This window comes from Rhodococcus sp. ACT016 (assembly GCF_050477185.1).
Classification (GTDB): domain Bacteria; phylum Actinomycetota; class Actinomycetes; order Mycobacteriales; family Mycobacteriaceae; genus Prescottella.
The window spans coordinates 2,305,500-2,327,466 of record NZ_JBEAET010000001.1; the positions used below are offsets into that span (position 1 = coordinate 2,305,500).

General features: G+C 70.6%; 18 protein-coding genes. 10 read left to right on the top strand and 8 right to left on the bottom strand.

Translation table 11 applies throughout. The features are described from left to right. Positions 1–138 precede the first annotated feature (138 nt). The 3 genes from ACQ5DX_RS10670 (at position 139) to ACQ5DX_RS10680 (ending at position 3,571) form a co-directional block, all read left to right on the top strand. Positions 139–1,614: an iron chelate uptake ABC transporter family permease subunit gene (locus ACQ5DX_RS10670; protein WP_430332599.1), complete on the top strand. Its 1,476-nt coding sequence runs from the start codon at positions 139–141 to the stop codon at positions 1,612–1,614. Positions 1,615–1,730: 116 nt separating this feature from the next. Beyond that, entirely contained in the window at positions 1,731–2,726 is a 996-nt protein-coding gene (locus tag ACQ5DX_RS10675) for a FecCD family ABC transporter permease (protein ID WP_430335617.1), read from the top strand. Beyond that, a complete protein-coding gene (locus ACQ5DX_RS10680) occupies positions 2,723–3,571 on the top strand; it encodes an ABC transporter ATP-binding protein (protein ID WP_430332600.1) in 849 nt (282 codons plus the stop codon). Before ACQ5DX_RS10675 ends, ACQ5DX_RS10680 begins: the two co-directional genes overlap by 4 nt. A 283-nt stretch (positions 3,572–3,854) precedes the next feature. On the opposite strand, the gene ACQ5DX_RS10685 is transcribed toward ACQ5DX_RS10680, so the two are convergent. From ACQ5DX_RS10685 to ACQ5DX_RS10695, 3 genes are all read right to left on the bottom strand, one after another. Further along, a complete protein-coding gene (locus ACQ5DX_RS10685; protein ID WP_430332601.1) occupies positions 3,855–5,750 on the bottom strand; it encodes an alkyl/aryl-sulfatase in 1,896 nt (631 codons plus the stop codon). A 186-nt stretch (positions 5,751–5,936) separates the two neighbouring features. Further along, positions 5,937–6,548: a glyoxalase gene (locus ACQ5DX_RS10690; RefSeq protein ID WP_430332602.1), complete on the bottom strand. Its 612-nt coding sequence runs from the start codon at positions 6,546–6,548 to the stop codon at positions 5,937–5,939. Further along, positions 6,548–6,958 carry a VOC family protein gene (locus tag ACQ5DX_RS10695; RefSeq protein ID WP_430332603.1) on the bottom strand — a complete coding sequence of 137 codons (411 nt, stop codon included), beginning with the start codon at positions 6,956–6,958 and terminating at the stop codon, positions 6,548–6,550. The genes ACQ5DX_RS10690 and ACQ5DX_RS10695 overlap by 1 nt, the downstream gene beginning before the upstream one ends. 187 nt (positions 6,959–7,145) lie before the next feature. On the opposite strand from ACQ5DX_RS10695, the gene ACQ5DX_RS10700 reads away from it, so the two are divergent. Beyond that, on the top strand, positions 7,146–7,685 hold the full coding sequence (locus tag ACQ5DX_RS10700; protein ID WP_430332604.1) for a hypothetical protein: 540 nt from the start codon (positions 7,146–7,148) through the stop codon (positions 7,683–7,685). 9 nt (positions 7,686–7,694) lie between these two features. Here the strand turns inward: ACQ5DX_RS10700 and ACQ5DX_RS10705 are convergent, their stop codons facing one another. From ACQ5DX_RS10705 to ACQ5DX_RS10720, 4 genes are all read right to left on the bottom strand, one after another. Then, entirely contained in the window at positions 7,695–8,339 is a 645-nt protein-coding gene (locus tag ACQ5DX_RS10705) for an RES family NAD+ phosphorylase (RefSeq protein WP_430332605.1), read from the bottom strand. After that, complete coding sequence (locus ACQ5DX_RS10710; RefSeq protein ID WP_430332606.1) at positions 8,336–8,860, bottom strand: hypothetical protein; 525 nt, start codon at positions 8,858–8,860, stop codon at positions 8,336–8,338. Before ACQ5DX_RS10710 ends, ACQ5DX_RS10705 begins: the two co-directional genes overlap by 4 nt. 95 nt (positions 8,861–8,955) lie before the next feature. Further along, positions 8,956–11,529, bottom strand: a complete 2,574-nt coding sequence (locus ACQ5DX_RS10715; RefSeq protein WP_430332607.1) for a phosphatidylglycerol lysyltransferase domain-containing protein — start codon at positions 11,527–11,529, stop codon at positions 8,956–8,958. Continuing rightward, a complete protein-coding gene (locus ACQ5DX_RS10720) occupies positions 11,526–12,833 on the bottom strand; it encodes an alpha/beta hydrolase (protein ID WP_430332608.1) in 1,308 nt (435 codons plus the stop codon). Before ACQ5DX_RS10720 ends, ACQ5DX_RS10715 begins: the two co-directional genes overlap by 4 nt. Before the next feature lie 134 nt (positions 12,834–12,967). Here ACQ5DX_RS10720 and ACQ5DX_RS10725 point away from each other — a divergent pair, with 134 nt between their 5' ends. The 4 genes from ACQ5DX_RS10725 to gndA all read left to right on the top strand — a co-directional run bounded on the left by ACQ5DX_RS10725 (position 12,968) and on the right by gndA (position 18,602). Continuing rightward, entirely contained in the window at positions 12,968–13,426 is a 459-nt protein-coding gene (locus ACQ5DX_RS10725) for a BlaI/MecI/CopY family transcriptional regulator (protein WP_430332609.1), read from the top strand. Positions 13,427–13,452: 26 nt separating this feature from the next. Beyond that, complete coding sequence (locus ACQ5DX_RS10730) at positions 13,453–14,418, top strand: M48 family metalloprotease (protein ID WP_430332610.1); 966 nt, start codon at positions 13,453–13,455, stop codon at positions 14,416–14,418. Positions 14,419–14,805: 387 nt separating this feature from the next. Continuing rightward, entirely contained in the window at positions 14,806–17,010 is a 2,205-nt protein-coding gene (locus tag ACQ5DX_RS10735) for a DEAD/DEAH box helicase (RefSeq protein ID WP_430335618.1), read from the top strand. Between the two features lie 131 nt (positions 17,011–17,141). Next, positions 17,142–18,602, top strand: a complete 1,461-nt coding sequence (gene gndA, locus ACQ5DX_RS10740) for an NADP-dependent phosphogluconate dehydrogenase (protein WP_430332611.1) — start codon at positions 17,142–17,144, stop codon at positions 18,600–18,602. Positions 18,603–18,695: 93 nt separating this feature from the next. Here the strand turns inward: gndA and ACQ5DX_RS10745 are convergent, their stop codons facing one another. Further along, the gene (locus ACQ5DX_RS10745) at positions 18,696–19,517 is read right to left on the bottom strand and encodes a class I SAM-dependent methyltransferase (RefSeq protein WP_430332612.1); all 822 of its coding nucleotides are present in this window, start codon (positions 19,515–19,517) and stop codon (positions 18,696–18,698) included. A gap of 167 nt (positions 19,518–19,684) precedes the next feature. Between ACQ5DX_RS10745 and ACQ5DX_RS10750 the strand changes: the two genes are divergently transcribed. Further along, entirely contained in the window at positions 19,685–21,031 is a 1,347-nt protein-coding gene (locus ACQ5DX_RS10750; RefSeq protein ID WP_430332613.1) for a DEAD/DEAH box helicase, read from the top strand. Between the two features lie 3 nt (positions 21,032–21,034). Then, entirely contained in the window at positions 21,035–21,910 is an 876-nt protein-coding gene (locus tag ACQ5DX_RS10755) for a DMT family transporter (protein WP_430332614.1), read from the top strand. Positions 21,911–21,967: the final 57 nt, after the last annotated feature.

Consider the following 21,967-nt stretch of genomic DNA (forward strand, 5'->3'; position numbering starts at 1 on the left):
ACTTTAGGCTAGCCTAACCATATTGATCGACATCCCGTCCATTCGTGCCACACAGCGGATCCCGCCGTCACATCTTCGGTTAGGCTTCCGTAACCTGTCGCGAGACAGCATCCTGCTTTTCCTAGGAGCACCCCAGCCGTGACGACGACCCGCCTCCCGGACGCGAATCCGGACGTGTCGAGGCTCAACCACGCGCAGAACGACTACGTGAAGGAAGTCGTCCCGGAGGGGCCCGCCCCGTGGCACCTGCGGGCACTCGCGAATCTCGTCGATCTCTGTGTCGTCGCCATCCCCCTCGTCATCGGCTGGTACCTCGTCGATTCGCTCGCCGACGCCAACGGTGGCGGCGAGGCGGACCGCGCCGTCTTCGGCGGTGCGGCCGTCACGATCGCGATCGGGCTCTTCGTCTGGAACCGCGGCGTCCGGGAGGGCAACGCCGGCACCACCGTCGGCAAGGGCTGGTTCGGTCTCGTCACCCGCGACGCCCAGACCGGCGCACCGATCGGGGTGCGCCGGGCACTACGCGGCTGGGGGAATCACCGCATCGAGGTGGTTCGCGAATCCACTGCCCGCGCAGACGGATTCGAGGCGATCGCCCCCGATTCGTCGCTGGCCGCGGTGCGGCGACGACGCCTGCTGGGGCTGGCCGCGCTCGCGGTGCTGCTCCTGGTGGTGCTGTTCGCGAGCATCGCCGTCGGCGCACGACCGCTCTCCTTCGCCGAGATCTTCCACGCCGTGTTCCAGTCGACCGGCAGCGAGACGGACATCATCGTGCGCTCGCTGCGTGTCCCGCGCACCCTGCTCGGTCTGGTCGTCGGCATCGCGCTCGGCGTCGCGGGCGCCCTCATCCAGGGCCACACCCGCAATCCGCTCGCCGACGCCGGACTGCTCGGCCTCAACGCGGGCGCCGCGTTCCTGGTGGTGCTCGCGATCTACACGCTCGGACTCACCGCGCCCGGCGAGTACCTCTGGTTCGCCTTCGCCGGATCGGCGCTCGCGTCGATCACCGTGTTCGGGCTGTCCTCGATCGGCAACGGCAAGGCCAGCCCGCTCAGCCTCGCGCTCGCCGGCGCGGCGGTCGCGTTCTTCCTGCAGGCGATGACGAACGCCGTCGTGCTCCTCGACCAGACCAGCCTCGACGGCTACCGGTTCTGGGTGGTCGGTTCGGTGGCCGGTCGCGGCTTCGACATCCTCTGGCAGGTGCTGCCGTTCCTGATCGTGGGTCTGGTCATCGCGATCGCCAGCACCCCCAGTCTCAACGTGATCAGCCTCGGCGAGGACGTCGCACGGTCGCTGGGCACCAACGTCGCGGTCTCGCGCACCATCGGCATCGTCGCGATCACGCTGCTCACCGGCGCCGCCACCGCGGCATGCGGCCCGATCGCGTTCATCGGCCTGGTCGTCCCGCACGTCGCCCGGGCGATCACCGGCCCCGACTACCGCTGGCTCGTCCCGTACTCGGGCCTGCTCGGCGGACTGATGCTGGTGATGGCCGACGTCATCGGCCGCGTGGTCGTCCGCCCGGGCGAACTGCAGGTCGGCATCGTGTTGGCCGTCTTCGGTGCCCCGTTCTTCATCGCGCTGGTCCGGCGCAGGAAGCTGGCGAGCCTGTGAGCGTCCTCGAACCCACCACCGATCCCTTCGCCGCCGTCCAAGACGACGGTGCGGCGAAAGTGCCGTCGCGGCCGGCGTTCCGGCTCGGCCCGGTCTCCCTGGTCCTGCGGCCATACATGATCGTCGTCAATGTCATGCTGGCGGTGGCCCTGTTCCTGCTGGTGTGCGTCGGCATCGGCCGCGGCGACTTCCCGCTGTCGGTCCCCGAGGTCACCAACGTGCTGTTCGGCGGCGGCTCGAAGGTCCAGCGGTTCATCGTGATGGACCTGCGGCTGCCCCGCGCGCTGACCGCCGTCCTGATCGGTGTCGCGCTGGGCATCTCGGGTGCGATCACGCAGTCGATCGCCCGCAACTCCCTCGCCAGCCCCGACATCCTCGGCATCACCTCCGGTGCCAGCGCCGCCGCGGTCGCGCTGATCGTGCTCGGCGGCGGCGGGTCGTTCGTCGGCGTGCTCGCGACGCTGGGCATCCCGCTGGCGGCGCTGCTCGGTGGCCTGGGGACAGCGGTGGTGATCTACCTGCTCGCGTGGCGCAAGGGCGTCGAGGGCTACCGGCTGATCCTCATCGGTATCGGTGTCAACGCCATGCTGATCGCGGTCACCGGTTGGCTGCTGATCTCCGCGGACATCAACGACGTCTCCCGTGCCAAGGTGTGGCTGAACGGTTCGCTCAACGGCGCCGGCTGGACGCAGGTGTGGCCGGTGGCGATCGCGCTCGCGATCATCGGCGGGTGGGCGGTCGTCTCGACGTTCACGCTCGGCGCGCTGCGCCTGGGCGATGACAATGCCCGCTCGCTCGGCGTGCGTCAGCAGTCCGAACAGGCGAAGCTGCTGCTCGGGTCGGTGGTCCTGGCCGCGATCGCGACCGCCGCGGCCGGCCCGGTCGGCTTCGTCGCCCTGGCCGCCCCGCAGGTCGCGATGCGCCTGGTGCGCTCCGCGGGCCCGCCGATCATCGCGTCCGCCCTCACCGGCGCCGTGCTGGTGGTCGGCAGCGACATCATCGCCCGCACCGTCCTGCCCGTCGAACTGCCTGTCGGCATCGTCACGTCGGCGCTCGGCGGCCCGTTCCTCCTGTACCTGCTCGTCCGCAACAACCGGAAGGTCTCGGCATGACGACCACGGCCCACCCGACCCCCGCGCCGCGGCTCGTCGCCGAGAACCTCACCCTCGGCTACGGCGACCGGGTCATCGTCGAGGGACTCGACGTGGAGATCCCCACCGGCGTCATCACCACGGTCATCGGCCCCAACGGCTGCGGCAAGTCGACGATGCTGCGGGCACTCGGCCGACTCCTCAAGCCGCGCGCCGGGACCGTGCTGCTCGACGGCAAGGCCATCTCGTCGATGCGCACCAAGGACGTCGCCCGCACCCTCGGCATGCTGCCGCAGTCCCCCGTCGCCCCCGAGGGCCTCACCGTCGCCGATCTCGTGGCGCGGGGACGGCACCCGCACCAGTCGTGGATCCGCCAGTGGTCGTCGGACGACGAGGGCGAGGTGGCCCGGGCCCTCGCGTTGACCGGAGTCGCGGATCTGGCCGACCGGCCCGTCGACCAACTCTCGGGTGGCCAGCGGCAGCGGGCCTGGATCTCGATGGCGCTCGCACAGGGCACCGACATCCTGCTCCTCGACGAGCCGACGACGTACCTGGACCTGTCGCATTCGGTGGAGGTGCTCGACCTCGTCGACCGCATGCACGAGGAGATGGGCCGCACCGTGATCATGGTGCTGCACGACCTCAACCTCGCGGTCCGCTACAGCGACCACCTGATCGTGATGGCGGAGGGACGGATCGTCGCGTCCGGTAAGCCGCAGGACGTCATCTCCGCCGAACTGCTCGAGGAGGTGTTCGGGCTCGAGGCCGCCGTCATCGACGACCCCGTCTCGGACCGTCCGCTGATCGTGCCGATCGGCACCCGGCACGTGTACGGCTCGGTGGGCGGGCCGGTACGACAATCGTGAGTCGATAGCGACACCGCCCGGCGTCCGACGATCAGCTTCGCGGCGCGAGGGATCGATCGACGCTGCGGAGCAGCAGATCCAGTGCGGCGTGCCTGGAGGTGGAGTGCTGTGCGTACAGATGCCCCGCCGCGAGCGTCATCCATACGTAGGTCTCGATCCAATCCGAGGGAAGCGCCGCGTCGATGGTCCCGTCTCGGTGACCACGCGCGACGACGAGTTGGATCCGAGGTCACGGCCGACCGGCCGACGCGCGAGCCGCGTCGCAGGCCAGGATGCGCGGACGTCAGGGCGTGACGATGGCGAAGTCCGGGTCCGGCGAATCGAGGTATCCGATCAGCTCCGTCAGCTTGCCGATATCGCCCTCGGCGGTGATTCGACCGGCGGCGATCATGCCCGCCACGTCGGCGCCGCCGACCACTGCCGCGATGAGGTCCTGACGGGACAGCGTCAGCACCGCGTCGGGGGTGGACGCCTGCCCCTCGAGGTCGTAGTGCACCAGCAGCCCGTTCCGCAGGCGGGTGCGGTGGTCGACGCCCTCGTCCTCGATGCGCCAGTCGATGGTGATGTCGGCCGACCAGGCGCGCGGTCCGTCGATCCGCAGCGCGATCGCGTCGAACACCTGCTCCACGGAGAGGGCGCCGGCGATGTCCGCGGAGGCGGTCTCGGTGGGTGTCCCGACCGGACCGTTGCGGAGTTCGTAGGCGCCCATGAGGAAGAAGTTGCGCCACGTGCCGTTCTCCGACCCGAACCCGAGTTGTTCGAGGGTGTCCGCCTGCAACGCCCTCGCCTCGGTGTTGTCGGGTTCGGCGAAGATCACGTAGTTGAGCACCTGCGCGACCCAGCGGAAGTCGCCGTCCGCGAACGACTTCCGGGCCTTGGCCAGTACCTCGGCGGTGCCGCCCATGAACTCGATGTGCCGTTTGGCGGCCTCGACCGGCGGATGCTCCCACAGGGTCGCCGGGTTGCCGTCGAACCAGCCCATGTAGCGCTGGTAGATGGCCTTGACGTTGTGGCTGATCGAGCCGTAGTAGCCGTGCGTGTGCCAGGCCTGCGCCACCGCCGGCGGCAGCTGGATGTTCTCGGCGATCTCGATGCCGGTGGCGCCCTGGTTGATCGCCCGCAGGGTCTGGTCGTGCAGATACCCGTACAGATCGCGCTGCAGGGACAGGAACTCGGTGAGCTGCTCGGTCCCCCACGTCGGCCAGTGGTGCGACGCGAACAGCACGTCCGAACGCGACGCGTACCGGTTGATCGCCTCGGTGAGGTACTTCGACCACACGTGCGGGTCGCGGACCAGCGCGCCGCGCAGCGTGAGCAGGTTGTGCAGCGTGTGAGTTGCGTTCTCGGCCATACACAGTGCCCGACGGTCCGGGAAGTAGAAGTTCATCTCCGACGGCGCCTCGGTGCCGGGTGTCATCTGGAACTCGATGCGGACCCCGTCGATCGTCTCGGTCTGCCCGGTGTGATCGACGTCCACAGTCGGGTTGATGAGAGTCGGTGTCCCGGTGGAGGTGGTCGGGCCCAGGCCCGCGCCGACCGCACCGACCGGCCCCCGCGGCAGCGCCGCCCCGTACATGTACGCCGCCCGTCGGCCCATCCCCGTTCCCGCGTACACGTTCTCAGCGACGGCGTGTTCGACGAAGCCGACCGGAGCCAGGATCGGGCAGCGGCCCGCCGCGACGTCGTCGACCGTGGTCACGCCCTTGACGCCGCCGAAGTGGTCGATGTGCGAGTGCGAGAAGATCACACCGGTCACCGGGCGGTCGCCGCGGTGCTCGCGGTACAACGCCAGCCCGGCGGCCGCGGTCTCGGCGGAGATCAGCGGATCGATCACGATCACCCCGGTGTCGCCCTCGACCAGCGTCATGTTCGACAGATCGAGCCCCCGGATCTGGTAGATCCCCTCGGCGACCTCGTACAGGCCCTGCATCGCGCACAGCCGCGACTGGCGCCACAGGCTCGGGTGGACCGTGACCGGGCAGTCCTCGTCGAGAAACGCGAACGAGCCGCTGTCCCACACGACCGCGCCGTCGCTGTTGGTGACGACGCCCGGCTCGAGCGCGGCGACGAATCCTCGTTCCGCGTCGGCGAAATCCTGATCCTCGTCGAACGGGAGCGTCTCCAGCGCCGCCGCGTGCTGTGCCTGCACCGTCTCCGTGATATCCGACTGACTGGTCATGCTTCCCCTCTCGCCGTTTCCCGGGTCACGGCTCCGGCGGACCGCACCCGGTCCACCGGAGTCGCCTGTCGACGCGCATCGCCGCCCCGAACACCGTCGGACCGCACGATTTCCGGTCGCAGTCGCAGCGTGACATCCGCAGCAGCGCCGACGCCTCATCCACGGTGGGTGAACGGCTCCCGGAGGTCAGACGCGCGCGGACTCCCACGCGAACCCGTCCGGGTCGGTGAACGCCCCGGCGTCGCTGCCGATCACGATCCGGTGCGATCCGGTCCCGTCCTCGGTCACGCCGGCGTCCTTGGCGAGGGCGCGGCGCCCGTAGAGTGCCAGCTTCACCTTCGTCGACGCGCCGGCGAACTCGACGTACTTGCGGCCGAAGCTCTTCGCGACCTCCAACCCGTGATCGACGTAGAACTGCTTGCTCGCCTTGACATCCGCGACGCCGAGCAGCAGCACCAGGTCGTCGAACTCGCGGACCGCGGGGCCGGTGTTCTTCTTCGACGAGGTCGCGATCTTCCAGAGCGCGCCGTCCGGTGCCTGCACGACGCCCCCATACCCCCACAGGCTCTTCTTCGCGGGCTTGACCACGGCCGCACCGTTCTCGACGGCGGCGGCGACGAACGCGTCGACGATGTTCGGCTGCGACACCACCAGCGAGAGCGTGTAGCCGCGGAATCCGGTGGTCGGGGTCTGCGCGGCGCGCACGTCGACGTACTTCCCGACGCCGAGTGCCGCGTAGAAGCTCTCCGCGGCCGCGGGATCGGGCACTTCCAGGGTGAGGGACTGGACAGTGGTCATCAGGGCACCTCGTTGATTCGGATCAGGTTGCCGGCGGGATCGCGGACGGCGCAGTCGCGGATGCCGTACGGCTGCTGGGTCGGTTCCTGGACGACGTCCGCGTCCCCGGCCACCAGCTTCTCGAACGTCGCATCGAGGTCGGGGGTCGCCAGCGTGAGGATGGCGTACGTCCCCTTCGCCATCATCTCGGTGATGGTGCGGCGCTCCTCGTCGGTGACGCCGGGGTCGGCGGCCGGCGGGTGCAGCACGAGCGACGTGTCCGGCTGGTCCGGGTGGCCGACGGTGATCCAGTACATGTCGTTGTAGCCGACCTCCTTGCGGACCTCGAACCCGAGCAGGTCGCGATAGAACGCCAGGGACGCGTCGCGGTCGGTGTGCGGCAGGAAGGCGGAGTGAATGGTGATGTTCATGTCCGCAACGCTATGTCCGATGCGCGGGCGTCGCTTCTCGATTCCTGATCGGTTCGCCGCGGACGCGACGAGAGACGGCGAACCGGACGCGGTGAGCGCCCGGACCGGTATTCGGTCTCAGGCCCGCGCGGTGCGCAGTACGCTCGCGTTGAGCCAGGTCGGGGCGCGATCCCCGGGAGGTCACGACATGCGCGGTACAGCGGCTCGTTCGTTCGTCGTCGGCACCGTTGCGTCCGTGGCCGTGCTGGGACCCCCTCTCGGCGTGTCCGGCGCAGCGATGGCGAGCCCACCGCCGATCCCCGGGGTAGCGGCGACGACGGCGTTCCAGATCCCCGTGACGTTCCTGTCGGGATGCGGCGTCGGATTCCGCTGCTACATCCCGCCGGTGGCGGCCCTGACGCCGTCGGCGACGACGGACGCTCCCGGCGTCGTGACCTTCACCGCGGCCCCGCCGACGACCGCCGCGACCACCCCTTACGACTGTCTCGAGGTGACCCTGAACTGGCGAAACCTCACCACCGGCGACACCGGCACCACCGAGATCGGACGCGTGCCCCTCGACTACAGCCGCCCCATCTCGGCCGAGGATTGGTGCCGGTACCTGCCCGCGACGGTGTCCACGGGCAGCGGCGGTGTCGTTGCGACCGCCGACGTCGACGCGGCCGCCCGGGCCACCGGGGATCACCACCCGGTCGGTGTCAGCGTCGGCATCCTCCAGGTTCCGTAGGCGGACCGGTCATGCGGGCGGCTCGACGATCCGGACGGTTCGCGGGACCGCGCCGACGGTGAACCCGCACCGCCGTGCGGCCGCGCCGAACGGCTCGGGCGCGTCGTCGACGGGCCAGTCGTCCCGCGCACCGGCGTCGCCGAACAGCGCGGCGGCGTTCGCGCCGGACCCGGTGGTGAAGCGGGTCTGATACCGCAGCCCGTCGAACAGGACGGCGAGGGCGACCGCCCACCGGCGCGGCAGCTCGTACGGGGTGAGGGTGCACAGTTCGCGGGTGAGTCCGAAGTCCGCGGCCGCCTCGGCGCAGGTGTCGGCCAGGCGCCGGCGCGTCGGGATCCGCAACCGGGACAGCGATCGCTCGGCGGCGAACTCGGCGGTGATGACTCCGCCGGAGGTGAGCACCTCGCCGACAGTCTCGCGGATCGCGGTGCGGTCGTCGAAGGCGACGTAGCAGGTGCCGCGCGGTGCGTCGAGGTCGAACCGGCCGCCGCCGCTCGAGGCGAACCACCACGGCCCGTTCCGGGACTTGTGCCCGCGCAGCAGGCGACGGCGGGTGGTCAGCAGCCAGCCCGGAAAGTCGTCGAGCGGTCGAGATCCCGGTTCGGCGAGGGCGACCCGCTCCCGGGTGGAGGTTTCGGTGGTCTTCCCGCTCACGCAGCCCACCGCTGCGCGTCCGCGCGGGCGGCGGCCCGGACCGGGTCGACGGGGCCGTCGGCGAGCAGCCAGTCGGCGGCCGACGTCCCGTCGAGGCCGTCCTGCGGGGTCCGCAGCCACAGCGCGCACGTCCACGCGTCGGCCGCGCCGCGCAGGAGCCGCCACACCTCCACCAGCGCGGGGTGCACGGCACCGCTGCCGGTGAACTGCCAGGTGGGGTACACCCACTGCCCGTCCTCGAGCCGGCACGCGATCACGGCGTTGGTGGCGACCTTCTTGGCGACCGCCTGCCGGCTCACCCGCCACCAGCGGGTCAGGCCGGCGGTGTCGTAGAAGGGACCGACAATCCGGTCGTAGACGTGGCTGGCGGGCAGGGCCGCCGACATCGCGTCGGCGATCGCCTCGACGTCGGCGAACGTCTCGGCCGGCACGCCGGCCGCGGCGGCGGCCTCGAACGTACGGTGCACGCGACGCTCCAGCAGTTCCATCAGTTCGCGTTCCTGGTCCACCAGCGACGCCATCGGCCCCATCCCTTCATCCGGTCAACCACGTCAACCTCCACCGTGCCAGCGCCAGTCAACCACGTCAACCTTCAGGGGTGGGGTGCGGCGTCAGCTCAACGCCGGATCAGCGTCCGCACCAGCCGCATGCCCTGCCCGAACGAGACGTCCGGCAGGTACGCGCGGCCGATCGCGTTGCCGATGCTCGGCAACGCCACCGGATCCGCGAAGCACATGTACATCGGCTCATAGCGGGGCTGGAACTTCGACTTGAACGCCAGCAGCGACCGGAAGCCGTACACCGGCTCGAGGGTCTGCCCGAGCACCTCGAGCACCGAGTCCATCGCGTCGGACAGTCCCGGCCGCACCTCGGCGGGCACGTCGGAGAGCCCGGCCTCGGACGCGGTGGCCGGGACGTCCTGTGACACGGTCGCCAGCGGCGCACCGGACAGGCTGACGAATTCGGCGCCCTCCTGCTCGAGCAGCAGCGCCGCGGAGGCGATGAGGAACTCCATCGCGGGCCGGAAGCCCTGCTGCGGACCGTCCGCGCGGCGCCGCATGAAGTCCAGCGTCCAGCCGACCACCCGGCCGTCCCGGTACACCGGCAGCCACGACGTCACCCCGTGCACGGTGCGGTGCTCGTCGACGGCGATCAGGCACCGCACCTCGGGGTCGTCCATCTCCTGCAACCCGCCGAGCGTGAAGCCCATCTCGGGCATCCCCTTGTCGGCGACCCATTCCTCGGAGATCGCGGTGATCTGGTCGGTGATCGCGAGCGGGGCGGTGCGGAAGGTGATCCACTCGGCGGTGATCCCCCACTTCGCCGCCTTGTTCAGGGCGGTGCGCACGTCCTGGAACTTCTTGCCGGTGAACGCGATCGAGCCGAGATCGAGCACTGTCTCCTCGGCCACCTGCACGCCGACCCACCCGAGCGCGTGCGCGGCATCGCGGACGTCGGCGGTGACCGAGTAGAAGCACGGCACCCAGCCGTTCGCAGCGGCGAACTCGGCGAAGCCGGCGACGTCGTCGCGGACCCGGTCCGGCCGGCCCACCGGCCCGCCGGTCGTCAGCGCGACGCCCCCGATGACGCGGTACGCGACGTAGCTGTCGCCGCCCGGCCCGAACCAGTACGAGTTGCCGTCCCACGTCGTCATCCACGACAGCGCGCTGCCGGACCCGGAGGTGAGGATCTGCCGGGCACGTTCGGCGGCCCCGCTCTCGCCGCCGTGCGCGGGACGCAGGAACGTCGCGGCCACCAGCACACACGCGACCACCCAGAACACCACGCCGGTCCACTCGTAGAGCAGCGTGGCCGCCCAATCCACCGGCAGCAGCCGCGGATCGATCAGCTGCAGGTACACCGGCGGCACCAGCCGTTGCGGGAAGTCGGCGATCAGCGTGGTCACGGTGGGGTGCCGGTCGAAGCCGCTGCGCGCCCACAGCCCGCCGAGGACGTAGAGCACACCCAGCCCCACGACGAGCACCGCGACCTTGCCGAACAGGCGGCGGTACGTCTTCGGGGGCGCCTGGACGTCGAACAGTTTGCGGGTCGCGAGCAGCAGGATCAGCAGCGCCAGCGGGGTCAGGAACGGCATCAGCGTGCGGTAGACGTTCGGGGCGTCGAGCCCGTAGAAGATCGTGTCCTGGTCGGCGAAGTCGATGTACCGGACGACGAAGTTCAGCAGCGACAGCACCAGCAGCACCACCTGCGCGACGGTGGAGGCGATCCACGCGAAGCGCCGTCCGCGGCGCAGCCCGTCGCACAGCACCAGCAGGAACACCGACGGCATGAGGCTCAGCAGCGTCGGGCCGATGCCGGACAGGCGCAGGTCGAGTTGGCCGCGCCGGCAGTCCGGACCGGACGGCGCATCCTCGCAGATCTCGCGGACCTCGGCGGCCGTCCACGGGACCCCGCGGAACAGGTCGCGCAGCACCGCGAGCGGGCCCACCGCGTGCGGGGACAGCGCCGCGAGCATCGTGCCGATGGAGGTGGCGGCGACCACGATCGCGACCAGCACCCGGCCCTCGCGGCGGGTGCCGGTGATCCGCTGCCCGCGCGCCGAGCGGCCCACGATCCACAGGCCCACGCACAGTCCCACCACGACGGCGCCGAGCCGGATCACGTCCTGCAACTGGCCGGCGAACAGCACCAGCGTGATCGTCAACGCGAGCAGGCCGACGCGGATCCGTCTGCGCCACAGCGTGTCCATCGATGCACTCGCGACCATCGCGACGCCGGCGATCCACGTCGTGGGCCCGACCGCAGCCCCGATGTGCAGCCGGAACCCCCAGTCCGCGTCCAGCAGCTTGACCAACGCCGCCACGGCCAGTCCGAGCGCGGTGCCCGCGATCTGCGTGACGACCGCGGAAATCGCGAACCGCCCCGATCCCATGCGCCGTTCGAGCGGCGCCGCCACCAGGAACACCAGCGCGGTCGCCCCGAGGTAGCCTGCGAGCCCGTGCGCCCACAGTCCCGCGGTGAGCGGGGTCCACAGCCGCCAGTGCTCGATCGGACCGATCCCGACCGCGAGGTGGCGATAGACGAACTGTCCGGGCGCGTGCAGGATCGAGTCGGTCGCGAACCCGAGCACCCAGACGGCCACCAGGACGGTGATGCTCACCGGGGCGCCGGCCACGCCGTATCGGAGCAGGTCGGCGACCCGGCGGCCGTACCGCCGCAACGCATTCACGCGATCAGTCCCATCCGCTTCGCCAGCCAGTCGAGCTCGTTGCGCAGACCCGTGGACCACACCAGGAAGCTGTGCGCACCGGGCACCTCCACGTACTGCACGTCCATGCCCGCGTTCTTCGCGGCCTCGAACACCTTCTGCGCGCCGCCCCGGTAGGCGTCGTCGCGGTTGCCCACGACGATGATCCCCGCTGTGTCCGGGTAGCGGCGCGACTTGAGCAGATCCATCGGGTTGACGGCGACGAACGCCGCCTCGTCACCGCCGAACGCCTCGTCGACGGTGCGCTTACGGTCGCCCAGCGTCGGCTCCTCCTGCCCCGACAGGTCGAGGAACGTCGGGTAGACCTGCGGGTAGTTCGTCGCCAGCTGCAGCGCGCACGTCCCGCCGTAGGACAGGCCGCCGATCGCCCACGACCGCGGATCCGGGTCCACCTGCAGATGCGACTTCGTCCACGCGGGCACGTCGACGGCGAGATAGGTGGCGACGTTCCCGAGTTTCGAATCCAGGCACAGCGGGTTGGCGAGCTGCGATCCGGTGCCGTCGGCGACGACGACCACCGGCGCCAGGCCGTGGTGGTCGCGCGCGAACTCGTCCATCGTCGCGGTCAGCTTGCCGCCGCCGAGCCAGTCCTGGGGCGAACCGGGCTGCCCGGCGAGCAGCACCAGCACCGGCAGCAGCGGTCGCGGGGAAGTGAAGTAGGCGGGCGGCAGGTACACGACGGCGTCCCGCGCGGCGAAGCCTGACTTCTCGCCCGGGATCGGCGCCGTCGTGAACTTCCCGCTGGCGGGCATGTCACCCGGCGCCTGCGGCGCCCACGCGTCCTCGAGCGGCCGGCCGGTGACGACCGGGTCGGTCGGGGGCGGCACCTGCGCGAAGTCGATCCGGTCCGGGTCCGGGAGCCCGAGCGCCGTCCCGACGGTCGGGTAGGCGTAGAAGATCTGGTTGATCTGCAGCGCGACGGCCAGCACCACCGCCGCGGCGGCGACGACGGACACCGGGATCGTCCAGCGGCGCCCGGCGAGCGCCCGCGGCACGAGCAGCAGCACCGCCCATATCCCGATGCCGATCCACAGGTAGACCGGCTTCTCGATCGGGTCCGGGAACGGCCGCCACACGTGCTCGACGATCACGTACAGCAGCGCGGTGATCGCCGCGGCCGCCACCAGCGACACCGGCAGCGCCCACCGCAGGAACCACCGCCGGCGCCCGGACAGCAGCCACCCCGCGCCGACGAGGCCGCAGATCGCGACGAGGACAGGCAGGGGCCCGGAGACGAGCGAGAGACGATCGAGCCACTGCGACACCGAACCTCCAGTGTGATGGATTCCCCCACCGGTATACCGGCCGGACGCGCGGTGCGGCCAATACCACACGACGCGCGGAAACTTACTACCACCAGTAGTAAGCATTCGGGGCGTGCGGTCCGTAGAATCGCAGCATGGCTGGACTCGGCGAGCTCGAACGTGCAGTGATGGACCACCTGTGGTCCATGTCGGAACCCCAGACGGTGCGGCAGGTGCACGAAGCACTCGCCGCCCGACGCGAACTCGCGTACACGACGGTGATGACCGTCCTGCAGCGGCTCGCGAAGAAGCACCTCGTGATCCAACAGCGCGACGACCGCGCGCACCGCTACGTGCCCGTGCACGGTCGCGACGAGCTGGTCGCGAGCCTCATGGTCGACGCGCTGCAGCAGGCCGACGCGTCCGGTGAGCGCGCCGCCGCGCTCGTCCACTTCGTCGGACAGGTCGGCGCCGACGAGGCCGCCGCGCTGCGCGAGGCGCTCGCCGCGCTCGAGGAGTCCGAGGCCGAGAAGGCGGACAAGGCAGCCAACCCGACCCCGATGCACCCGCCGGGAACCGCCGGCCTGCATCCGGGTACCGGCCGGGCGAGTTGAGGCCCGTTCGCCATGACATGTAGCCGATGAACGCCCCTACGGCGCTGGCATTCGGGGTGCTCGCGCTCGCACTGACCGGGCCGGTGCCCGCGCTGCTGAGTCGCGCGCAGTGGCCGTACCGGTCACCTCGTGCCGCCCTGGTGCTGTGGCAGGCGATCGCGCTGGCCGCGGTGCTGTCGGCGTTCAGCTCGGGACTCGCGATCGCCAGCCAGCTTCTCGTTCCCGGGCCGGACGGCCGTCCCACGACGGATCCGACGTCCGAGATCGACGCGCTCGGGCTGCCGTTGTGGGTCCTGTACGTCGTCGTCTTCGGCCTCACGCTGCTCATCGGCGCGAAGCTGATCTTCTCGATCGTGCGGGTGGCGGTGCACACCCGTCGACGGCGCGCGCGTCATCGCATGCTCGTCGACCTCCTCGACCGTGGCGACGTCGACCTGTCCGCCACGCTCAAGCGGCTTCCCGACGTGCGGATCCTCGACGCCACGGAACCGATCGCGTACTGCCTGCCCGGGCTGCGGCAGCGGGTCGTCCTCAGCGAGGGCACGCTGAACTCGCTCAACGACGCCGAGGTCACGGCCATCCTCACGCACGAGCGGTCGCACCTGCGGGCCCGCCACGACCTGGTACTCGAGGCGTTCACGGCCGTCCACCAGGCGTTCCCGCGGGTGGTCCGATCCAAGTCGGCGCTCGGCTCGGTGCAGCTGCTCGTGGAACTGCTGGCCGACGACTCGGCGGTCAAGGTCACCGGCCCGGGCCCGCTCGCCCGCGCCCTGGTCACGTGCGCCGGCTCCACCGCCCCGCGCGGCGCGATGGCCGTCGGCGGCCCGAGCACCCTGGTCCGCGTCCGTCGACTCAGCGGCGCCGGCGCCGACATGCGGGTCGCGGTGGCCGCCTACCTCGCCGCAGCCGCGATCCTGGTGGTCCCGACGATCGCCGTCGCGGTGCCGTGGCTGGTCGAGCTGAGCCGGCTGTTCTCGCCCACGCAGCCCTGACCCCCGCCCGTTACGCGGGTCACACCGCCTGCCGCCGGTCCGTCGGCGGCAGGCGCGATCGCGTACACTCGACGACGGCCCGCTGCCGGGCCCGATCATTCATGTGAGGCACACAGCCCCATCTCCCCCGCGCGAAGCGCACGGATGGCCAGGTGAATTGTGCCCTGGCTCGTCTCTTCGTGCGGCTGCAAACGACAGCCCGCTCCGCGACGTGCCCGACGTCCGGAGAGGTATATCCGCGTGACTAATGCTGCCCAAGATTCCGCTGCTACAACCGACAGCGAGATCCCTGTCGAGAACACGGTCGACGCCGTGACCACCATCGCGGCTGAGACCGCCGAGTCGACCGTTGTCGACACCGAGCCCGAGCCCACCACGGCACCCGAGATGACGTTCGCCGAGATCGGCCTGCCCGAGCCTGTCGTCGCTGCGCTGGCCCGCAACTCGATCACCGTGCCGTCCCCGATCCAGGCGATGGCCATTCCGGATGCGATCGCCGGCAAGAACATTCTCGGCCGCGCGCAGACCGGATCCGGCAAGACGCTGGCGTTCGGCCTGCCGATGCTGGCACGCCTGGCCCGCCACGAGGATCGTCCCGCGCCCAAGCGTCCGCGCGCACTGGTGCTGGTGCCCACCCGTGAGCTCGCGTTCCAGGTGGTCGACTCGCTGACCCCGTACGCCGGTTCCCTCGGACTGAACGTCCGCGCCGCGGTCGGCGGCACCCCCTTCACGAAGCAGGTCGACCAACTGCGCCGCGGCGTCGACATCCTCGTCGCAACCCCCGGCCGTCTCGGCGACCACCTGCGGCAGAACACGTGTGTCCTCGGAGAGATCGAGATGACCGCGCTCGACGAGGCCGACCAAATGGCCGACATGGGCTTCCTGCCGGAGGTCCGCACCCTTCTCGCCGACACCCCGAACGACAGCCAGCGCCTGCTGTTCTCGGCGACCCTCGACAACGACGTGAAGACGCTCGTGCGCGAGTTCCTGCCCGAGCACGAACTGCACTCCACTCAGGACGGTCGGGCGTCCGTCACCACGATGGACCACTACGTGCTGCTCGTCGATCGTGGCGACAAGGACGCCGTGCTCGCCGAGATCGCGTCCCGCAAGGGCGGACGGACCATCATGTTCGCCCGCACCAAGCTGGGCGCCGAGGGCATCACCGAGCGTCTGCGCGAGAAGGGTGTCGCCGCCGAGGCCCTGCACGGTGGCAAGGCGCAGAATCAGCGCACCCGGGTGCTCGAGCGGTTCAAGACCGGTCGCACCCCGGTGCTCGTCGCGACCGATGTCGCGGCACGAGGGATTCATGTCGACGGCATCGACCTGGTGGTGCACGTCGATCCGCCGCAGGACCACAAGGACTACCTGCATCGGGCCGGGCGCACCGCCCGCGCGGGCGAGGCCGGTGTCGTCGCCGCGATCGTACTGCCGAACCAGCGTCGCATGTTCCGTCGACTCACCGGCATGGCCGGCGTGAACGCGACCGCCGTCCCGGTGTTCCCGGGGTCGGAGGAACTCGCGACCATCACGGGTGCGCAGGCGCCGAGCGGTGAGCCGGTGCGTGACAGCTACTTCCGCAGCGAGCGGGGAGACCGCGGCGATCGCCGTGAACGTTCGTTCGGCGACCGTGGTCCGCGCCGCGAGGGCGGCTTCCGCGGTAACCGCGAGGATCGTGGCCCGCGCCGTGATTTCGGTGATCGCGGGCCGCGTCGCGACGGCGATGGCAGCGGTTTCCGGGGCAATCGTGACGACCGTGGCCCGCGCCGGGACTTCGGCGACCGCGACAACCGTTCGTTCGGCAACCGCGACGACCGTGGCCCGCGCCGCGACTTCGGCGACCGCGACAACCGTTCGTTCGGCAACCGCGACGACCGTGGCCCGCGCCGCGACTTCGGCGACCGCGACAACCGTTCGTTCGGCAACCGCGACGACCGTGGCCCGCGCCGCGACTTCGGCGACCGCGACAACCGTTCGTTCGGCAACCGCGACGACCGTGGCCCGCGCCGCGACTTCGGCGACCGCGACAACCGTTCGTTCGGCAACCGCGACGACCGTGGCCCGCGCCGCGACTTCGGCGACCGGGACAACCGCGCACCGCGCCGGGACGGCGACGGTGGCGGCTTCCGCGGACACTCGAACAACCGAGACGACCGCGGCCCCCGCCGCGACTTCGGCAACCGCGACAACCGTTCGTTCGGCAACCGCGACGACCGCGGCCCCCGCCGCGACTTCGGGGACCGTCGCAGCGAGGGCGGCTTCCGCGGAAACGATTTCCGTGGAGGCGATTCGCGTAGCAACGGATTCCGCGGTGACCGGGACAACCGTTCCTTCGGCAACCGCGATGACCGTGGTCCCCGTCGCGACTTCGACAACCGCGGTCCCCGTAGGGACAGCGACGGCGGCGGGTTCCGCGGCAACCGTGACGACCGTGGCCCTCGCCGGGACTTCGGCGATCGGGACAACCGATCGTTCGGTGACCGCCGTACCTCGTCGGGTCCGTCCGAACAGCGCAGCAACGGTTTCCGTAGCCGCACCGAGCGTCGCAGCTACGACGGGTTCGACGGTCCGCACCGCAACCGCAACGCGTAATCGCTCGTGACCCTCGTTCGGCCCCGGCCACCCCTCCTGTGGGTGTCCGGGGCCGACTGCGTGGTGGGTGTCACGTTCCGAACAGCGGGGCCGGTTCGCGTCGTCGGGGGTCCACGGGGGAAGCTGTAACCATGACCTCCGAGACTTCTGCCAGCACCGAGGCTGCCCGCTCCCAGATCGGCGTCACCGGGCTCGCCGTCATGGGATCCAACATCGCCCGCAACTTCGCCCGCCACGGACACACTGTGGCCCTGCACAACCGCAGCATCGCGAAGACTGACGCACTTCTGGCCGAGCACGGCGACGAGGGCGACTTCGTCCGCACCGAGACCATCGAGGAGTTCGTCGGCGCGCTGCAGAAGCCGCGACGCGTGCTGATCATGGTCAAGGCCGGCGACGCTACTGACGCGGTCATCGAGGAACTCGCGGACGCGATGGAGCCCGGCGACATCATCATCGACGGCGGCAACGCGCTGTACACGGACACGATTCGCCGCGAGGCGGCGCTGCGCGAGCGCGGCCTGCACTTCGTCGGCGCCGGCATCTCCGGCGGCGAGGAGGGCGCGCTGAACGGGCCGTCGATCATGCCGGGCGGCCCCAAGGAGTCGTACGCGGCGCTCGGCCCGCTGCTCGAGTCGATCTCGGCGCACGTCGACGGCACACCGTGCTGCACGCACATCGGCCCGGACGGTTCGGGCCATTTCGTGAAGATGGTGCACAACGGCATCGAGTACGCCGACATGCAGCTGATCGGCGAGGCGTACAACCTGTTCCGCGACGCGCTGGGCTTCGACGCCGAGAAGATCGCCGACGTGTTCACCGAGTGGAACGCCGGCGACCTCGAGAGCTACCTGGTGGAGATCACCGCCGAGGTGCTGCGGCAGAAGGACGCCAAGACCGGCCAGGCGCTGGTCGACGTGGTCGTCGACGCGGCCGAGCAGAAGGGCACCGGCCGCTGGACGGTCAAGTCCGCGCTCGATCTCGGTGTGCCGGTCACCGGCATCGCCGAGGCCGTGTTCGCCCGCGCACTGTCCGGCTCGCGCGAGCAGCGCAAGGCCGCCCGCGGGCTGGCGTCCGGTGAGCTGGGCGCCAAGCCGACCGATGTCGAGCAGTTCACCGAGGACATCCGCCGCGCGCTGTACGCGTCGAAGATCGTCGCGTACGCGCAGGGCTTCGATCAGATCCGCGCCGGCAGCGACGAGTACGGCTGGGACCTCACCCCCGGCGACATGGCCACGATCTGGCGCGGCGGCTGCATCATCCGCGCCCGCTTCCTCAACCGGATCAAGGAGGCGTACGACACCAACCCGGATCTGACGTCGCTGATCGTCGAGCCGTACTTCCGCGAGGCCATCGAGAACGCGATCGACAGCTGGCGTCGGGTCGTCGTCACTGCGACCACCCTGGGCATCCCGGTGCCGGCGTTCGCGTCGTCGCTGTCGTACTACGACGGCCTGCGCGCCGAGCGCCTGCCGGCCGCACTGACCCAGGGCCAGCGCGACTTCTTCGGCGCCCACACCTACGAGCGCGTCGACATGCCGGGCAAGTTCCACACCCTGTGGAGCGGCGACCGTTCCGAGATCGAGGCCTGAGCCGGGTAGCCGGCAGCAACGGCGGGGGCGGGCGCTGCGGCGTCCGCCCCCGCCGCGCATAACACCCCATGGAGCCGTGTTTCGGAGCACGACTCAGAAGGCGAAGCGGTTCAGCACGTCGTAGTTCCGCACCGGCGTTGCGTTGACCAGCCGCCACAGCAGCCGCACCTGCTTCGAGGGAATGCGTTCGAAGCGCGCTCCCACAGGGCCTCGCGCGAGCAGGCGCAGCCGCGGATTCCAACGTTCCATCTCATGGGCGTCGCGGATGCCCCACTTGACGATGCCCTTGGTGAACATCTTGGACAGCCGCGGCCCCATCGCGGACAGCGTGTCGAAGACGAGCTCGCCGCTGCCGAACCGATCCGTCAGGCGCTGGAGGAGCGCACGCACCTCGGGCTCGGTCAGATACATGAGTAGTCCCTCCGCGACCATCAGTATCGGGCGATCGGTGGGTATGTCATCGAGCCACGCCTCGTCGGTCACCGACGCGCCGATCGTGCGGTAGCCGGCGCGATCGTCGTAGAGCCTGCGACGCAATCCGATCACATTCGGCTGATCGACGTCGAACCACTGCACAGTCGCAGGCGGATGCACCCGGAAAGCCCGGGTGTCCATTCCGCAGCCGAGATGCACCACCACGGCATCCGGATGGCGGCTGAGGAAGTCTACGCTCCAGTCGTCGAGCTGTTCAGCACGCATGGCGACCAGATACTGGCTGAATCCGGGCCGCACGGAACGACGCATCCGGGCCCAGTCGTAATCGATCCGGCCCACCGCCTCGGCGGCTGCATCATCGCCCAGAATCGGTGCCGGCGAACGACTTTCGCATGCCCGCAGGTACAGAGTGCAGAGGTTCGTCCACTCCACCGATCCCCATCGCACATCGCCGAAGTCGACCTTGTCCATCGAAGTCATGGCTGCCCTCTTCTCGTCCGATACTCAGTCCTCATCCCTGGTAGCCGGTCGTCGCAAGTATGGACGCAGAACCCCGGAAGGCGCCGAAGTCCTCCTCTCCACTCGTCAGCCCGTGTTCGTCACCCGCGGTAGCCTGTGACTTCACAACCGGAAGGCTCGCCGACCTCATGCCCGACCGCCCCTCTCCCACCTTCGCGCAACTCGGTTTGCCCCCGATGCTCGTTCATTCCCTCGGCCGCGAGGGGATCACCGCACCGTTCCCGATCCAGGCGGCCACCATCCCGGACATCCTGGCTGGGCGCGACGTGCTCGGGCGCGGGCCGACCGGATCGGGCAAGACGCTCGCGTTCGGGCTGCCGCTGCTGGTGCGGCTCACCGGCGGCGCGAGCCGGGCCGGACGTCCGCGCGGGATCGTGCTCGTGCCGACGCGGGAGCTGGCTGCCCAGATCGAGTCCGCGCTCGACGAGTCGGCAGTGTCGATGGGCCTGCGGATGGCATCGATCGTCGGCGGGGTGCCGTTCAAGGGGCAGGCCACCCGCCTGAGCCGCGGCGTCGATCTGCTGGTCGCCACACCGGGACGGCTTGCGGACCACCTGTCCCAGGGCACCGTCGCCCTCGACGACGTGAAGGTCACCGCGATCGACGAGGCCGACCACATGGCCGAGCTCGGGTTCCTGCCACAGGTCACCGAGATCCTCGACCGCACCCCGGAGTCCGCGCAGCGACTGCTGTTCTCCGCCACCCTCGACGGCGAGGTCGACACGCTCGTCGCGCGCTACCTGCACGATCCGGTCACGCACGCGACCGCGGAGGCCGTCGCCGCGGTCGACACGATGCAGCACCACGTGCTGCACGTGCCGCGGGAGATCAAGTACGAGACGGTCGCCCGCATCGCGGCCCGGGCGGGCCGGACGCTGCTGTTCGTCCGCACCAAGGCGGGCGTGGACCGGCTCACCGACGAGTTGCGGGCGGTCGGGATCGCGGCCGGTGGCCTGCACGGCGACAAGCCGCAGGGCCACCGCACCCGGGTGCTCGCCGAGTTCGCCGACGGCACGCTGCCGGTACTGGTGGCGACGGATGTCGCGGCCCGCGGCATCCACGTCGACGACATCTCGCTCGTCGTGCACGTCGATCCTCCCACCGAGTCCAAGGCGTACCTGCACCGCGCCGGGCGCACGGCCCGCGCCGGAGAGTCGGGTGTCGTGGTGACGGTGGTGACCGAGGACGAACGCGGCCCCGCCGCGAAGGTGATGCGGGCCGCGGGGGTGGACGTCGATCCGCTCACCGTCGGCGGCCGCGACCGGCGCTGGGAGACGCTGACCGGGGCACGCGAGCCCAGTGGCACCCCGGTGCCCGAGCAGCAGACCGCACCGGCACCCCTGAAGAGGGAGACCCCTGCCGATCGCCGGGGGCCGGGACCGCAGCGCGGTTTCCGTGGCCGCGGCGGGACGCGCCGGGACGGGACCGGCCGCCCCGCGAGCGGGCAGAGCCGACGCCGGCGCGGAGGAAGCTGACCCATGTCCGGGCTGCCCGTCGCCTCGATCGTGTGCGCGCTGATCGCCGCGTTCCTGTTCGCGTGCGCATCGGTGGCGCAGCAGAGTGCGGCGGCGCAGGTTCCGGAGGATCGATCGCTCATCGCGGCACTGATGCGCAGCCCACGCTGGTGGGCGGGCGTCCTCGGCGACGGCGGTGGCTACCTGTTCCAGGTGATCGCGCTGGCGCTCGGGTCGGTGCTGGTGGTCCAACCGCTGCTGGTGTCGATGCTGCTGTTCGCGCTGCCGCTGTCGGCGCGGTTCTCCGGCTACCGGCTCACCCGCACCTCGTGGCTGCTCGCCGGGGCCCTCACCGTGTCGCTCGCGGTGTTTCTCGTCGTCGGCAACCCCACCGCGGGGAACGTCGACGCCCCGTGGGCCGCCTGGGCAGTCCCGCTCACCGCGGTGGTCGCCGTCACCGTCGTCGCGACGCTGATCGGGTGGTCGCAGCGGATCGACGTCGGCTGGCGGGCGCTGCTGCTCGGCGGGGCGAGCGGCGCCCTGTACGGCGTCGCGGTGGCGTTCACCAAGTACGTGACGGATCTGCTCGAGCACGGACTCGGTCATGTCCTCGGCGCATGGCAGACCTACGCCCTGGTGGCGGCCGGACTCATCGGGTTGTACCTGCAGCAGCGCGCGTTCCAGGTGGGGCCGCTGTCGGCGTCGCTGCCGGCGATGACGATCGGCGAACCGGTGATCGCGATCTTCCTCGGGATGACCGTGCTCGACGAGCGACTGCAGGTGTCGGGACCGGCGGTGGCGCTCGTGGTCGTCGCGCTCACGGTCATGGTCTACACCACCATCGCGCTCTCGCGCGACGAGGCCGCGCGGCGCCCGGCGCCCGAACCGGCCGCGGACTGACGGGAATGCCCGATGACCCCGCCGACGTTCCAGTCGGCGAGAATGAAGTCAAATGTT